This is a genomic window from Anoxybacillus suryakundensis, assembly GCF_001418025.1.
GTDB classification, from domain to species: domain Bacteria; phylum Bacillota; class Bacilli; order Bacillales; family Anoxybacillaceae; genus Anoxybacillus; species Anoxybacillus tengchongensis.
The window spans coordinates 48,281-64,079 of the sequence record NZ_LIOK01000004.1 but is presented as its reverse complement, the minus strand read 5'-3'; the positions used below and the strand labels follow the sequence as shown (position 1 = coordinate 64,079).

The following is a 15,799-nucleotide window of genomic DNA, read 5'->3' as shown; positions in this document are numbered from 1 at the left end:
CTTTTTTTATCCATTTCCTCTGCATATTGAGAGGAGGATGTATATGAAAACGAAATTAGATTTTTTAAACATGAAAAAAAATCACGAGCCAATTGTCATGCTGACGGCTTACGATTACCCATCAGCGAAGCTTGCTGAGGCAGCCGGTGTTGATATGATTTTAGTTGGCGATTCCCTCGGAATGGTCGTATTAGGATACGACTCGACGATCCCTGTGACAGTGGAAGATATGATTCATCATACGAAAGCTGTTCGACGTGGCGCACCAAATACGTTTATCGTTACAGATATGCCGTTTATGTCGTATAGCACGCTTTCTGATGCGTTACAACATGCGAAAGCAATCATGCAACAATCAGGTGCAAATGCTGTAAAAGTCGAAGGGGCAGGTTCTGTATTACAAGTCATTTCTTCTTTAACAGAAGCAGGCGTGCCTGTTGTCGCTCACCTCGGTTTAACGCCACAATCGGTCGGTGTGTTAGGTGGATATAAAGTACAAGGAAAAGATGCCGAAAGTGCTCGACGTCTCATACAAGAAGCAAAAGCGTGTGAACAAGCCGGAGCGATCGCCCTCGTTTTAGAATGTGTACCGAAGCAACTTGGTGAAGCGATAACAAAGCAATTGACAATTCCAACGATCGGTATCGGGGCGGGAGTCGGTACGGATGGACAAGTGCTCGTCTATCATGATGTGCTCGGATATGGGGTAGAACGTGTACCAAAATTTGTTAAACAATATGTGAACGTACAACAAACGATGCAACAAGCGCTAGCGGAGTATGTAGCTGACGTAAAAATGCGCCAATTTCCAAGCGATGAGCAATCGTTTACGATGAACGAACAACAATGGCTAGCGTTATACGGAGGGAAACAATCGTGATTACAATCGAAAAAATCGAACAGATGCAAGCCCGTATGTTAGCCGAACGGCAAAAAGGAAAAACGATTGGTTTCGTGCCAACGATGGGCTACTTGCACGAAGGACACGTTACGTTATTAAAGCGAGCGCGGGAGGAAAATGATTTTGTTGTTTTAAGCATTTTCGTCAACCCGCTTCAATTTGGACCGAATGAAGATTTTGAACGTTATCCACGCGATTTTGAACGCGACCATGAAATAGCTAAACGGGCGGGTGTTGATATCATCTTCTATCCGTCCGTTCGTGAAATGTATCCGCATAGGCCGTCGGTAACAGTGAAGGTGCATGAGCGCGTCGATGTACTTTGTGGCAAATCTCGCCCAGGGCACTTTGACGGGGTCGCAACGGTTGTGACGAAACTGTTTCATATTGTCATGCCACATCGCGCATATTTTGGAATGAAAGATGCGCAACAAGTGGCGGTCATCGATGGGCTTATTCGCGATTTCCATTTTCCGATTGAACTCGTTGCTGTTCCGACAGTGCGTGAAGACGATGGACTGGCGAAAAGTTCACGTAATTTGTATTTAAGCGAGCAAGAACGAAAAGAAGCCCCTGCGTTATATGCCGCTTTACAAAAAGGTAAATCATTAATTGAAGCAGGAGAACGCGACGTAGGGAAGGTACGACAAGCGATTGTGCATCATATTGAACAACATACAAATGGCGTCATTGATTATGTTGAAATTTTCTCTTATCCAGAGCTAAAGCCACTCGAGACGTTACAAGGAAAGATTATCCTTGCGCTCGCTGTACGGTTTACAAACGCTCGTTTGATTGATAATATCGTTATGAACGTACAATAAGGAGGCAACACCATGTTTCGCACATTAATGAACGCTAAAATTCATCGTGCTCGTGTGACGGAAGCGAATTTAAATTATGTCGGTAGCATTACAATTGATGAAGATATTTTAGATGCAGTTGGAATGGTTCCAAATGAGAAAGTACAAATTGTAAATAATAATAATGGAGCACGATTTGAAACATATATTATTCCTGGTGAAAGAGGAAGCGGTGTGTTTTGTTTAAATGGAGCAGCAGCTCGCCTTGTTCAAAAAGATGATATCATTATCGTGATTTCATATGTACTCGTACCAGAAGAAAAATTGGCGTCACATCGCCCAAAAATTGCGATTATGGACGAGCATAACCGCATTAAAGAACTCATCGTACAAGAGCCGGCGGCAACCGTTTTATAGCGGAGGCCATGCCGCCTCTTTTTGTTTGTTACACAGATGCGAGGTGAAAAAAGATGAATGATCGCTTTGTCGTCGTCGATATTGAAACGACAGGAAACGCTCCGAAAAAAGAAGATCGCATCATTCAAATCGGTTTTGTCGTCATCGAGGGCGACAAAGTTTGCGAAAGTTTTTCAACATTTATTCAGCCAGAGCGAGACATTCCCCCTTTTATTCAACAGTTAACGGGCATTGATCATACGATGGTGCATGATGCGCCACCGTTTCACCATATTGCCCCAATGCTTGTTGAAAAATGGGAAGGAGCTTATTTTGTCGCGCATAACGTTCATTTCGACTGGGCATTTTTACAAGAGGAGTTTATCCGAAGCGGCATACAACCGCCGACATGTCGGCTTTTAGATACGGTGGAGCTCGCCCGTTTTCTTATGCCGACACAGTCAAGCTATAAGTTGAATCATTTAGCTGAAGCGTTGTCGCTTGCACATGATCGTCCTCATCAAGCAGATTGCGACGCAGAAGCGACAGCCCAACTGCTTCTTTTTTTATTGCATAAGCTATCTCGTTTACCGATTGTGACATTAAAACAACTGCGCCGACACAGTCAAGCGCTAAAGAGTGAGTTAACTGCTCTTTTAGATCAATACATCACTAAAAAAGAACGCTCTCTTCAGCAGAACGAAGAAACGGTTGAATATGAAGGGGTCGCTTTAAAAAAATGGTTTTCGCCAAAACGAACTGACTACCGTAAACATATTCCATCTTTTTCACAATGGCTTGCGACAAACCCATTTGTTTCGCCATTTGAATATCGAGATGGACAAAAACAAATGATGGAAGACGTCGACTACGCGTTACAAACGTGTCAACATGCACTCATTGAAGCGGGAACAGGCATTGGAAAAACGATGGCGTACTTACTTCCTTCTGTTTTTTATGCGGTAAAGCAACAGCAACCTGTCGTCATTAGCACACATACGCTCCAGTTGCAAAAACAAATGATTGAAAAAGAATTACCGAGGGTCACACAGCTTGTTCCTTTTTCATTTACAACAGCTGTTTTGAAAGGCAAACGAAATTATATCAGCGTAAAAAAATTTGCTCGTACGTTAGACGATATAGATACGAACTACGATATCGCTTTAACAAAATGTCAATTGCTCGTCTGGCTAACAGAAACAGAGACAGGTGACGTCGATGAACTAAACTTAACTGCGGGAGGTACGCTATTTTGGGAAGATGTGCATAGCGATGACACGAATGAGGAATACGATTTTTTTGTTCGTGCCAAAGAGCAGGCTAAACATGCGCATGTCATTATTACAAACCATTCGTTCGTTATGCATGATTTAACTGCTGATGAAAAGTTTCTCCCTTCATATGAACAACTCATCATCGATGAAGCGCATCATTTAGAAGATGTAGCTGCTCATTTTTTCGGCAGGCACGTGTCATATGAGTACGTTCGCCTATTGTGGATACGAATGAACGACATTGCTATGATACACAAAATGGGTGCACTTCGCTCGCTTCTAGGCGATCTTGAATATGAACTAAATCAACTATTTCAATCTCTTCGCTATTATGTATTACGCAGACAAAAAGGAGATGGACGTATTCGTTATCGCTTTGTTCCTTGGAAAGAGTATGGGAAAGAATGGAATGGAACGATTGAATTACTTATGCGCATTATGAGCACAGTACAACAATTGGCGCAAATGATAGACGATATTCCAAAAGAAGAGCTACAACCTTTTACAACGTTTATTGACGTTTTATCTACGTTGCAACATTTATTAATGAACGACGACGATGACGTTGTTCGTTGGCTAGAAGTAGATGCAAAAGCAGCGGTTAATGCGGTTACGGTCATTTCACAGCCGCTCGATTTAGCCCATTTTTTTGCTGAGCAATTATTTTCACGTAAGCGGAGTGTTATTTTAACTTCAGCAACGTTAACGACAAACAATCGTTTCTCGTTTATGATTGCGCGACTTGGTCTTGATGATTTTTATCCATTAACGCGTATTATTCCTTCGCCGTTCTCATATGAAAAACAAGCTGCGCTTATGGTACCAAACGATGTGCCGACGTTTCCTTCTGTTACTGTTGAGCAATATGCTGAACATGCCGCCCAGCAAATTATTCGTATTGCTGAACATGCAAAAGGCCGCATGCTTGTATTGTTTACGTCATATGAGCTATTGAAACAAACGTATACCTTCGCAAAACAGCTCAATGACGAGCAATCATTTGTATTGCTTGCCCAAGGAGTAAGCGGTGGAAATGCCGCCAAATTAACAAGACATTTTCAACAATTCGAGCAAGCGATTTTATTTGGTACGAGTGGCTTTTGGGAAGGAGTGGACCTTCCAGGAAATGAAGTAACATGCGTCGTCATTGTTCGGCTACCATTTGCTCCACCAGATGATCCGGTCATGGAAGCGAAAAGCGATTATATTCGCGCCAAAGGGGGTAATCCGTTTTACGATTTATCGCTGCCACAAGCAATTTTGCGCTTTAAACAAGGATTTGGACGATTAATTCGTACAAAAGAAGATCGGGGAATCATTTTCGTTTTAGACCAACGATTATTAACAGCATCGTACAGTAAATATTTTTTACAATCATTGCCACATATCCGTATATATCATGCGCCACTTACCGAACTTTTACAACATGTAAATGAGTGGCTATAAAATTCCCTTCATCAGTAAAAGATAAAAGATGTAGATGAAGGGAGTGAATGTTTTGCAATGGATGCTATTCTTTTTTGTATTAAGTAGTTTCATGCATCCTTCAACGACAGGAGAGCACATTCAAAAAATCGATATGATGCTTGAAGAAGAAGAAATGGCCATTATTTTTTTACCGCTCAGTAACGGTGAAGCGACATTGTTTAAGCATGCAAGCGGAAAAACGATATTGCTCAATACAGGTGGACCACATACAGAACGCGAGTTAAAAAGATGGTTCGACCAATTTCATGTTAATGAAGTCGATGAACTTATACTAACGAGCGATGATGAAGAATATACCGGAAATGTCGAGTGGATTCACAAAACGTATGATCCGAAAATAGTGCATGAATGGAAAGAACAAAAAGTATATGAACCGCTTCCGCATTTTCGGATACAGCCGCTCTATATTGCCCATAAAGATGTAACGATGTCCCTTCAATACGGTCAACTCCGCCTTTTGTATATGGCGCACGCTGACAATGATGTCGAGCGAAAGTTGATGACCATGCCGCTTCATGACGTAAACATATTGAAAATTGCCCATTTCGGTATAAATGACTATCCGCGGACGTCTTTTTTAAAACATGTCGACCCACAAGTAGCAATCATTTTCAAAAAGCACGGCATCTGGCCGAGTGAACGGTTGCTTGAGCGGTTGTACGCGGCTTGGATCGATTGTTATGAGACAAATCGTTTTGGTGTGATTGTAGTGAAATGCAACTTAGAGGAATACGATGTCATGACATTTTAAAAAAAGGGCCAGCATTCGGCCCGCGGTGTGTACGATAGGAATTTTTTTAATTCAAATTGACCAATGTAGGAAATCGTTGCTACAATGAAGATGTTTACACACCGAAATCGGTGTGTAAGTGTATTGTTTCCGTTCATGATAAACGATATAAGTAACAAAATTTGTGCACATGGAGGATCGGGTCGTGGAGAGCAAAATCGAAGTATTAGCAACTGTAAAAGTTGAATACTCATCGGACTTATACAAAATTGTTGATTGTTTGAACCGAACGTTAAAAGAAAAAGATTTAATGTTCGGACTAGCGCTTGATGAAGAAAATAAAGAAAAGGCTGTGTTTACCATTTATCGAACGTAAGAAGGGATGAAGGTGAAAAAAATAGTCATTGCCTTCGTATGCGTGTTGTTCGCCGCTTTATTCCTATACATCGACGCATATAGCGATGCGATATCGTCTAAAAACGAAAGTGAACAACGTGCAATGAAGCAGGTGGAGAAAAAGGGAATTGTCGAAGTGACGGATGTGTATACGTATCGAGGTAGCGATGTATACGTCATCGTCATAGGCAAAAATGATAAAGGTGAACAAATGATTGCATGGGTGACGGAAAAAGGAAGAGTGGTTGATGTTCGAAAGGCTTCAGAAGGTATTACGAAACAACAAGCGCTCTCTTCCGTACAACCGTATCAACCAAAAGCGGTCGTATCAGTGAAATTAGGAATGGAAAAAGAGGTCCCGCTATGGGAAATTACATATATTGACGAACGAGACCGTTATTCGTTTTATTACGTTCGTTTTGAAGACGGGGCCTTTTTGAAAAGATATCATTTTGCGAGGGGGAAGGATTCATGAAGTTAGCGAAGCGCGTTGCATCATTAACGCCATCATCAACGCTTGCTATTACAGCGAAAGCGAAAGAACTAAAAGCAGCAGGGTACGATGTCATTGGGCTTGGCGCCGGTGAACCAGATTTTAATACGCCGCAACACATTATGGAAGCGGCTGTGAAAGCGATGTACGATGGACATACGAAATATACGCCATCTGGTGGATTAGCAACACTCAAAGAAGAGATTATTAAAAAATTTCAGCAAGACCAACAACTTGACTATAAACCGTCAGAAATTATTGTATGTGTCGGAGCGAAACATGCCCTTTACACGCTATTTCAAGTCATTTTAGACGAAGGTGATGAAGTCATTATTCCAACGCCGTATTGGGTGAGCTATCCAGAACAAGTGAAACTAGCAGGTGGCGTCCCGATATATGTTGAAGGGCTCGAACAAAATGAGTTTAAAATTACACCGGAGCAATTGAAACAAGCGATTACAGATCGCACGAAAGCAGTCATTATTAACTCACCAAGCAATCCAACGGGCGTCATTTATACGAAAGAAGAGCTACAAGCGCTCGGTGAAGTATGTTTGGCACATGATGTGTTGATTGTTTCTGATGAAATTTATGAAAAACTCGTTTACGGTGGACACGAACATGTTTCTGTTGCCCAACTCTCGCCTGAATTGAAAAAACAAACGATTATCATTAACGGAGTTTCGAAGTCACATTCCATGACAGGATGGCGCATTGGCTATGCAGCAGGAGATGCCGATATTATTCGTGCGATGACAGATTTAGCAAGCCATAGCACGTCAAACCCAACATCGATTGCCCAATATGCTGCCATTGCTGCATATAGCGGGTCTCAAGAGCCAGTCGAACAAATGCGGCAAGCGTTTGAAGAACGGTTAAATATTATTTACGATCGCCTTATTCAAATTCCTGGCTTTTCGTGTGTCAAGCCACAAGGTGCATTTTATTTGTTCCCAAATGCAAAAGAAGCGGCAACAATGACGGGATACGAAAGTGTCGATGCGTTTGTCGAAGCGTTGCTTGAAGAAGCAAAAGTCGCACTCGTCCCTGGTTCAGGATTTGGTGCACCAAATAACGTACGCTTATCATATGCGACATCGCTTGAATTACTTCATCAGGCGCTCGACCGTATCGCAACATTTGTCAATGAAAAAACGCGCGGCTAGTCGATATGACTAGCCTTTTCTTTACGTGTAAGAACGATCATCTTGCGTTTTTTTGTCGAAATGTATAATATTGATGATGTACATAACAGTTGAACGTCTTTGGAGGGAATTTTTGTGAAAACGACGATTGCAGAAGTACATAAATATGTAGGGCAAGAAGTAACGATTGGCGCTTGGCTTGCGAATAAACGGTCAAGCGGAAAAATCGCTTTTTTACAGTTGCGTGATGGCACAGGTTTTATTCAAGGAGTTGTAGAAAAAGCGCAAGTAAGTGAAGACGTATTTCAATCGGCAAAAAGCATAACACAAGAAAGTTCGCTATATGTCACAGGTATTGTGCGTGAAGATAATCGTTCACCGTTTGGATATGAGCTATCTGTCACAAACATTGAACTTATTCATATGGCTGTTGATTATCCGATTACACCAAAAGAACATGGTATTGAATTTTTGATGGATCATCGCCATTTATGGCTTCGCTCGAAGCGCCAACATGCGATTATGAAAATTCGTAACGAAGTCATTCGCGCCACATATGAATTTTTCAGTGAAAACGGCTTTGTGAAAGTGGATCCGCCAATTTTAACAGGAAGTGCGCCAGAAGGAACGACAGAATTGTTCCATACGAAATATTTTGATGAAGATGCGTATCTTTCACAAAGTGGACAACTATATATGGAAGCAGCAGCGATGGCACTTGGCAAAGTATTTTCGTTCGGTCCAACGTTCCGCGCGGAAAAATCAAAAACGCGTCGTCATTTAATTGAGTTTTGGATGATTGAGCCGGAGATGGCGTTTTATCAATTTGAAGATAACTTACAAATACAAGAACAATACGTTTCCCATATTGTGCAGTCCGTATTGAAAAATTGCCAACTAGAGCTTAAAACGCTCGGTCGTGATACGTCTAAGCTCGAAAATGTCAAGCCGCCATTTGCGCGCATTACGTATGATGAAGCGATTCAGCTTCTTCATAAGAAAGGATTCGACGACATTCAATGGGGCGATGACTTCGGTGCACCACATGAAACAGCGATTGCGGAAAGTTTTGATAAACCGGTATTTATTACACATTATCCAACGACATTAAAGCCGTTTTATATGCAGCCAGATCCAAATCGCCCAGAAGTCGTTCTTTGCGCGGATTTAATCGCTCCAGAAGGATACGGTGAAATTATTGGCGGTTCAGAGCGCATTCACGACTACAATTTATTAAAACAACGGTTAGAAGAACACCAATTGTCGCTTGATGCATATAAATGGTATTTAGAGCTTCGCCAATACGGTTCTGTCCCACATTCAGGTTTCGGACTAGGGCTTGAGCGAACCATCGCCTGGATTTGTGGTGTCGAACACGTTCGTGAAACGATTCCGTTTCCACGTTTACTTAATCGTTTATATCCATAATGATGAAATCCCCCGTGCTCACATGGGGGATTTGTTTTATGATATAATAGAGCGTGAGGTGTTTGACATGGATAATGAAATGATTCGCTTTTTTCGTGAAGGAAGTGTGGCCATTCCACGGTTATTATTAACGAACTATAAAGCGCTTGGATTAAATGAAACAGAGTTTATGTTATTGTTACACATCCATTCGTTTCTTGAACAAGGAACGTCATTTCCAACCCCAGATGAAATTGCTGCACGTATGACCATTTCTTCTGAAATGTGCATGCAACAGCTGCGAAAGCTTGTACAAAAGGGATTTTTGGCTATTGAAGAGCGAATGGATAACAACATCCATAGTGAATGTTACTCGCTTGATCCGCTTTGGGAAAAGCTCATTCGTGCTGTTTTTCAAGGCAAGAAACAAGAAGAAGAGCAAGAGGAACAATTGTACACCGTTTTTGAACATGAATTCGGTCGCCCGCTTTCCCCAATGGAATGTGAGACGCTAGCGATGTGGATGGATCAAGACGAACACGACCCCGTAATCATTAAAGCGGCGCTACGCGAGGCGGTATTGTCGGGAAAACTAAATTTCCGTTATATCGACCGTATTTTATTCGAATGGAAAAAGAATGGGATTAAAACGATTGAACAAGCACAACAACATGCCAAAAAGTTTCGTAAAAACCAAGTGAAGCAAGAGCAACCATATAAACCAACCGTTCCGATTTATAATTGGCTTGAACAGTCGTAGAAAGGATGGTTACATGTTAACGAAGCAACAAATTCGCTACTGTTTAGATGAGATAGCAAACATGTTTCCAAACGCGCATTGTGAGCTCATTCATCGCAATCCGTTTGAACTATTAATCGCTGTTGTTTTATCCGCGCAATGTACAGATGCGCTCGTCAATAAAGTGACGAGACAACTATTTGAGAAATATAAAACACCAGAAGATTACGTGTCTGTTTCGCTAGAAGAGCTTCAACAAGGCATACGTTCGATCGGACTATATCGCAATAAAGCAAAAAACATTCAGCAACTATGTCGTATATTAATCGAGCAATATAACGGAGAAGTACCAAAAAGTCGTGATGAACTAATGACGCTCCCGGGTGTCGGCCGAAAAACAGCGAACGTTGTCATATCTGTTGCATTCGGCATTCCTGCGATTGCTGTCGATACGCATGTCGAACGAGTGAGTAAACGGCTTGGTATTTGTCGTTGGAAAGATTCCGTGTTAGAAGTAGAAGAAACACTAATGAAAAAAATTCCGAAAGAAGAATGGTCGGTGACCCATCATCGCCTTATTTTTTTTGGACGTTATCATTGTAAAGCACAATCGCCGAAATGCGGCGTTTGTCCACTGTTGCATCTTTGTCGAGAAGGAAAAAAAAGGATGAAAGGGAAGATGTAAATGATCGTTCCAAAAACGTTTCAACATCCGCTCTTTTTTTCGATCGATTCCATTAATATTCCTACGTTTCAACCGTTTCCGATGATGATGAAGCACGTGCCGTTTTATTATGATATGACACAAGAGGAGAAGCCGTGGCAACGGAAAGAGCAGTCGCTTCCCGCTATATTTCAACTTTGGGAGGAAGAAAAACGTGAGTTTGCTCCGTTGTTTGCAACTCGTCAAGGGAATAAAGCAAAAGACGGAATGGTTCGAGGGATTAGCTACTTTTTATGTGCGCTACATTGGCTCAATGAACGAGCAGTAAGTGACGTATGCCATTGGGAAAAGGAAGTGGGATCGCTCCCGCTCAGCCCGTTAAATGTCGTTGATCGGCTTTCGTTTATTTTTGCTCGTCCGATCCTTCATCATTCTTTTGTTCAATTAGATGAACTATTTACCGAACTCATGAAGCTATTTTATAAACAAATGGTTCAACAAAAAAGAGACTGAGAATTGCACTCAGTCTCTTTTCTTATGTTATTATTGACGATTTGTTGTCCCGTTATTGTTTCCATTTCGTTGTTGATTGTTTGCTCCCGACGAATTTGTTGATGAATTGTTATTTGGGTTTGTCGGATTTGTCGGGTTTGTTGGTGTCCCCGGATTGTTTGGATTTGGCTCGGTCGGGTTTGTCGGTGTCCCCGGATTGTTTGGATTTGGCTCGGTCGGATTTGCTGGCGTCTCCGGAGTTTCTCCGTTTCCCGGTTGTCCCGGTGTTTCATTTTCTTTTGGTTGCTCCGGTTCTTTTTTCGGAATTTGCACAAGCGCTGTAGTTGGTGCGCTTAGTGTGCCATCTGCTGCGACGGCATATACTTCAAACAAGTACACCGAGCCTTCTTTCGCATCAACGGTCAGCTGTGAATCTTTCGTTTTAGCAATGACGGTTGGCTTACGTCCATCTACCGTTTGCCGTACTTCAAACGATATATCTTTTTCTGGATCGATTGTATACGACCACGACAACGAAATCGTTTGTGTCGCTGGATCGTATTGTGCTCGTAAGTCTTTTACTGGTTCAACCACTTCTTGTTTATCTTCAGCTACTTCTGTTGGTTCTTCGTAACCGCGAACAAAATATTCGTACGTAATTTCACTTTTTGGCGTATATTCGCTCGCTAGTTTTGGCGGATTTGTTCCTTTTTTTACGGCTAGCTTGACAACGCTTTTTGGCTGTTTAAAGTCACCGCCGCTGCCATCATCTACGTGAGAAATGACGCGCTTAAACAATTGCTTCGCATATTGTTGTTCATATTTTGATAAATATGCTTCGCTACTTTTTTTGCTAAATCCGGTCCAAATCGCCGCTGTATAGTTTGGCGTATAGCCGACGAACCAGCTGTCAGGAACGGCACCTTTTGAGAGACCGTACTTACGACGATCTTTTTCATCATAGTTTGTCGTTCCGGTTTTTCCCGCAATATGAAGCCCTGGTACGTTTGCTGCTGTCCCTGTTCCTGACTGAACGACTGTTTTTAACATATCGGTAATCATAAATGCTGTATAGTCTTTCATTGCAGCTTTTGGCTCTGGACGAAGATCTGCTTCTGTTCCATCTGGGAATACGACTTTTTTTACAGCGTGCGGTTCAATATAAATGCCACCGTTTCCGAATGCACTGTATGCACCTGCCATTTGCAATGGAGATACCCCTTTGCCGACGCCACCGACTGCATATGCTTCATGCATTTCTTCAAAGCCCATGCCAAGCTTGTTCGCAAATTGTTTGGCTCGCTCTAAGCCGACTTCTTGGAGCGCTTTTAGCGCTGGAATGTTTCGAGAACGGGCAAGCGCTGTTCGCATCGACATTTGTCCTTCGTATTTGCCGTCCCAGTTTTTGATTGGCGTTCCGTCCGAGTATTGATACGGTTCATCTTTTAATTGATGGTATGTCGACCATTTTAAATATTCAATTGCTGGACCGTAATCGACAATCGGCTTAATCGTTGAGCCGGGCTGTTTCCGTGTATCTGTAGCATAGTTAAATCCAAACGTGACTCCTTCTTCTTTTTTACGTCCGCCACCAAGTGCCCGAATTTCGCCAGTTTTTGTATCGACTAGAGCAATACCAGCTTGGAAATCAGCTTTGTTTGTGCGAATGACTTCGTTGGAATTGAGTAATTCCTCCACATACGACTGAGCGTTTGGATCTAGCGTTGTATAAATTTGTAATCCAGCTGTGAACACGTCAAGGCCTGTTTTTTCTGTCACTTCATCAATCACTTGATCAATAAATGAATCGTACGGGATCGTACTTTGTTGTTTATTTTCTGTTAATAGTGATTGTACAGGTACTTTTTTCGCTTCTTCGGCTTCTTCTTTTGAAATAAATCCATGTTTAGCCATAAGCGACAATACAGTATTCCGCCGTTTTTCTGCCGCTTCTGGATGTGTAAACGGATTGTAATTGTTCGGGCTTTGCGGAATGCCGGCGAGCAATGCTGCTTCTGGAAGCGTTAATTGTGATAAATCCGTTTTGCCAAAGTACGTTTCGGCTGCTTTTGCGACGCCGTAGGCTCGGTTTGAATAATAAATTTTATTCAAATACATTTCTAAAATTTCATGTTTTGAATATTTTTGCTCAAGCCGAATGGCGAGCCATAATTCTTGTACTTTTCGTTTCAACGTTTTTTCAGGTGTTAAAAAAGAAAGTTTTACGACTTGTTGTGTAATTGTACTTCCGCCTTCAGCTCCAAATCCTTCGCGAATATTCGCTACAACGGCTCCGAAAAAGCGTACAATATCAAAGCCGTGGTGTTTGTAAAAGCGAGCATCTTCTGTGGCGAGTACAGCTTCTTCAAGCACTTTCGGAATATCTTTATACGATACGTAAATGCGTTTTTGTTGCCCGAGTTCTGCCACTTTTTTACCGTTCACGTCGTACACGATTGACGCTAAAGGATCGCGCAACAACGTTTCATCAAGTGGAGGAGCATCTTTAATCATCCACGCAAACGCTGCTACACCAGAAAACATACCAATGGTCATGATTAGCAACATAATAAGCACAATTTTTTTCATCATTGAACGCCCTCGCTCACGCGGACGTTGTTTTTTTTGTTCCGCTTGTTTTCGTTCTGTTCGTGAACGATAGTTCGCCATATCGTTCCTCCTATTCTAAAAATATAGTTTGTCCACAATTTGAATATAATCGATTCGTGGGTGATAGCCAAGCGGAATGACATAACCATGTCTTTCGACTTCCGCCTTTGTTATCGATTTGCGACCACCTTGTTGCTTGCGCTCCCAATATTCAAGGAGGTAATGTGCATCCAATAAATATGTCTCATCAAACTTTGTAAAACGCAAAATCACGAAGCAAATCGCTCCGTGGGCTAGCACTTGTTTCATATGTTCAATTTGGTGTTCGTGAAAATTTTGAAGCGGAAACGATGTACGATTTCGTGTTTCTTTTGCTTCAAAGTCGATATATTTCCCACGGTATACGCCGTTATAGTCCGTTGTGGACGGTTGTTTAAAATACGCTTCTTTAATGACGGCAGCGCTTCGTTTCGGATAATCAACGCGCACAATTTGCACAGGCGTCGGTTTTTTATGAATGACGGCAATACCTTGAGCTAAATAATAAGCGTTTGTTTCATTTAAATCTGCCTCGAGCGTCATTCCGCGATTGCCATACGTATCTGCAGCGCTAGCACGCAACGTGCGCTCATGTTCTTTTTTCTCATACGCTCGCCCATTCGGATATTTCAACATATCATCCCCCCTTGAATGTTCACCATTATACCATATGTTTCGTCTGTTCGTCATTTTCATGAAAATTAGAAAAAGAAAGATGTTTTGAGGGAAGGGGAAGGTGAAAAGAAAGAGGCAGGGGGAACGTCATCCCCTTGCCTCTCTTATGTAGAAGGTTGATTTGGACCTTCTAGCTTCTTGTCGCCAAAACCTGACGTTTCTTCTTGCTTTGGCTTTTGTTTTTTCTTTTGTTCTTTTTTGGCCATCACAATGCCCCCTTTCGTCTTTTTATTTTGACCGATCATGTCAAAAACATGCGCATGGATTTGTCGAATTTTGTACACATAACACTTTGTTTGCCGAATTTCTTCTAGTTTTGTCAAGTGAGAAGGGAGGAAGTGAAAGATGGCGAATGTGTATGGCAAAGGTCGAAAGGGGGAGTTGGAGGATGGAACATATTCAAATGCAACTACAACAGTTGTTTGAGGAGATTGAGCAGTTGGAACATAAATTAAAAGAGCGTACAGAAGAACAAATGGCTGCACATTACGATATGCAGCAAGATAGTTTACAAGATATCGAACGCCAACTCGACAACATGGAACGACAAATGGAAAAAAAAGAAACATATACGTTCGCTCCAGCGATATAAAAGATATAAAAAGGTGGCATAGCAGCCACCTTCTATTCTTTTACCCGTTCAATCGTCACCGGGCGATGTTCTTCATTTCCTACTGTATCAATGGCGTAGTCAACCACTTCACGTTCTTTCGATGACGCCAATTCGCCATGTTTTGGCTTTTTGCTTTCATGACCTTTTTTCTTATGGTGAAAATGAACACCACGACCCATTTTCTCATGCCTCCTTTGTCATGCTAACGTCTCACTTAGCATGGCACAAGAGGGGACAAATCATTCAGCACTTCCTGAATATTGCTTTACTCGTTCATCATCAGGTTTGTAAGCACCAAGCGCTTCTAAATCGCGCACGAGATGGCGATACACACCAAGCGGCAATTCGTTGCGCAAATACAGTTGGCGCGCAAAATCAAGCAATTCGTTTGCATCAATCGGCTCATATTGTTTTGTCGCAATAAATTTGTTTTTTAATTCAATAATTGTCATAATTATTCCCTCCCCCTTTTGCACTTATCATAACATAAAAAAAGACGACATGTTAAATTCAAAAAATTGAGAATTCCGACATCGATTGACATGATTAGTCACGAACCATTTAGCTAAAAAACGAATATGATGTAATGAAAGGAGATGAGAAGCTATGTATCAACCATGGTCTACTATGCAAATGCCACATATTCCACCTGTTCATTATTATCCATACTATTCCCAACCGACTTCGTTTCCGACCCAGCCAGTCGTTCCGCCAGTTGTACCGTCGATGCCTCCATTCGCTCCACCAACCGCTTCTCCTTTTATGCCGCCGCTGTCTCCATTTACGAAACCGCCAAGCTTGCTTGAGCAGTTTAAAACAAAAGAAGGAACGTACGATATAACAAAAATGATGAATACGATGGGGCAGGCGGTGCAAGTCATGAACCAAATGAGCGGGCTTGTAAAAGGATTAACGCAAACGTTTAAATTGTAAC

At 41.9% G+C, this 15,799-nt stretch carries 18 protein-coding genes; 14 read left to right on the top strand and 4 right to left on the bottom strand.

All coding sequences use genetic code 11. From position 1 onward, the window contains the following. Positions 1 to 43: 43 nt before the first annotated feature. From panB to ASC42_RS03730, 12 genes are all read left to right on the top strand, one after another. Complete coding sequence (panB, locus tag ASC42_RS03780) at positions 44 to 880, top strand: 3-methyl-2-oxobutanoate hydroxymethyltransferase (RefSeq protein ID WP_055440627.1); 837 nt, start codon at positions 44 to 46, stop codon at positions 878 to 880. Beyond that, positions 877 to 1,725: a pantoate--beta-alanine ligase gene (panC, locus tag ASC42_RS03775; protein WP_055440626.1), complete on the top strand. Its 849-nt coding sequence runs from the start codon at positions 877 to 879 to the stop codon at positions 1,723 to 1,725. The genes panB and panC overlap by 4 nt, the downstream gene beginning before the upstream one ends. A 12-nt stretch (positions 1,726 to 1,737) precedes the next feature. Then, entirely contained in the window at positions 1,738 to 2,121 is a 384-nt protein-coding gene (gene panD, locus ASC42_RS03770) for an aspartate 1-decarboxylase (RefSeq protein WP_003394601.1), read from the top strand. 53 nt (positions 2,122 to 2,174) lie between these two features. Continuing rightward, positions 2,175 to 4,820: an ATP-dependent DNA helicase DinG gene (dinG, locus tag ASC42_RS03765; protein ID WP_055440625.1), complete on the top strand. Its 2,646-nt coding sequence runs from the start codon at positions 2,175 to 2,177 to the stop codon at positions 4,818 to 4,820. Between the two features lie 61 nt (positions 4,821 to 4,881). Beyond that, the gene (locus ASC42_RS03760; RefSeq protein ID WP_245191142.1) at positions 4,882 to 5,613 is read left to right on the top strand and encodes a ComEC/Rec2 family competence protein; all 732 of its coding nucleotides are present in this window, start codon (positions 4,882 to 4,884) and stop codon (positions 5,611 to 5,613) included. Between the two features lie 184 nt (positions 5,614 to 5,797). Continuing rightward, positions 5,798 to 5,968, top strand: coding sequence for a YpmA family protein (locus tag ASC42_RS13625; protein WP_006319505.1), 171 nt, complete (start codon positions 5,798 to 5,800; stop codon positions 5,966 to 5,968). Between the two features lie 6 nt (positions 5,969 to 5,974). Continuing rightward, the gene (locus ASC42_RS03755; RefSeq protein ID WP_032099856.1) at positions 5,975 to 6,463 is read left to right on the top strand and encodes a cell wall elongation regulator TseB-like domain-containing protein; all 489 of its coding nucleotides are present in this window, start codon (positions 5,975 to 5,977) and stop codon (positions 6,461 to 6,463) included. Next, complete coding sequence (locus ASC42_RS03750; protein WP_032099855.1) at positions 6,460 to 7,647, top strand: pyridoxal phosphate-dependent aminotransferase; 1,188 nt, start codon at positions 6,460 to 6,462, stop codon at positions 7,645 to 7,647. Before ASC42_RS03755 ends, ASC42_RS03750 begins: the two co-directional genes overlap by 4 nt. 114 nt (positions 7,648 to 7,761) lie before the next feature. Continuing rightward, positions 7,762 to 9,054 carry an asparagine--tRNA ligase gene (gene asnS / locus ASC42_RS03745; RefSeq protein ID WP_055440623.1) on the top strand — a complete coding sequence of 431 codons (1,293 nt, stop codon included), beginning with the start codon at positions 7,762 to 7,764 and terminating at the stop codon, positions 9,052 to 9,054. Positions 9,055 to 9,121: 67 nt separating this feature from the next. After that, positions 9,122 to 9,793 (top strand): DnaD domain-containing protein, encoded by a 672-nt coding sequence (locus tag ASC42_RS03740; RefSeq protein ID WP_032099853.1) that lies wholly within the window; start codon positions 9,122 to 9,124, stop codon positions 9,791 to 9,793. Positions 9,794 to 9,806: 13 nt separating this feature from the next. Next, complete coding sequence (gene nth, locus ASC42_RS03735) at positions 9,807 to 10,457, top strand: endonuclease III (RefSeq protein ID WP_055440622.1); 651 nt, start codon at positions 9,807 to 9,809, stop codon at positions 10,455 to 10,457. Then, positions 10,458 to 10,949, top strand: a complete 492-nt coding sequence (locus ASC42_RS03730) for a YpoC family protein (protein WP_055440621.1) — start codon at positions 10,458 to 10,460, stop codon at positions 10,947 to 10,949. A 30-nt stretch (positions 10,950 to 10,979) separates the two neighbouring features. Here the strand turns inward: ASC42_RS03730 and ASC42_RS03725 are convergent, their stop codons facing one another. Both ASC42_RS03725 and recU read right to left on the bottom strand, forming a co-directional pair. Next, entirely contained in the window at positions 10,980 to 13,598 is a 2,619-nt protein-coding gene (locus ASC42_RS03725) for a transglycosylase domain-containing protein (protein ID WP_055440620.1), read from the bottom strand. 15 nt (positions 13,599 to 13,613) lie between these two features. Further along, on the bottom strand, positions 13,614 to 14,213 hold the full coding sequence (gene recU / locus ASC42_RS03720) for a Holliday junction resolvase RecU (protein ID WP_055440619.1): 600 nt from the start codon (positions 14,211 to 14,213) through the stop codon (positions 13,614 to 13,616). 427 nt (positions 14,214 to 14,640) lie between these two features. Here recU and ASC42_RS03710 point away from each other — a divergent pair, with 427 nt between their 5' ends. Then, positions 14,641 to 14,844, top strand: coding sequence for a hypothetical protein (locus ASC42_RS03710; protein WP_032099847.1), 204 nt, complete (start codon positions 14,641 to 14,643; stop codon positions 14,842 to 14,844). 32 nt (positions 14,845 to 14,876) lie between these two features. Here the strand turns inward: ASC42_RS03710 and ASC42_RS14010 are convergent, their stop codons facing one another. Next, positions 14,877 to 15,044, bottom strand: coding sequence for a hypothetical protein (locus tag ASC42_RS14010; RefSeq protein ID WP_167338091.1), 168 nt, complete (start codon positions 15,042 to 15,044; stop codon positions 14,877 to 14,879). A 60-nt stretch (positions 15,045 to 15,104) separates the two neighbouring features. Further along, positions 15,105 to 15,317 (bottom strand): YppF family protein, encoded by a 213-nt coding sequence (locus tag ASC42_RS03705; RefSeq protein ID WP_032099846.1) that lies wholly within the window; start codon positions 15,315 to 15,317, stop codon positions 15,105 to 15,107. 154 nt (positions 15,318 to 15,471) lie between these two features. Between ASC42_RS03705 and ASC42_RS03700 the strand changes: the two genes are divergently transcribed. Further along, complete coding sequence (locus ASC42_RS03700) at positions 15,472 to 15,798, top strand: YppG family protein (RefSeq protein WP_055440618.1); 327 nt, start codon at positions 15,472 to 15,474, stop codon at positions 15,796 to 15,798. Position 15,799 lies beyond the last annotated feature (1 nt).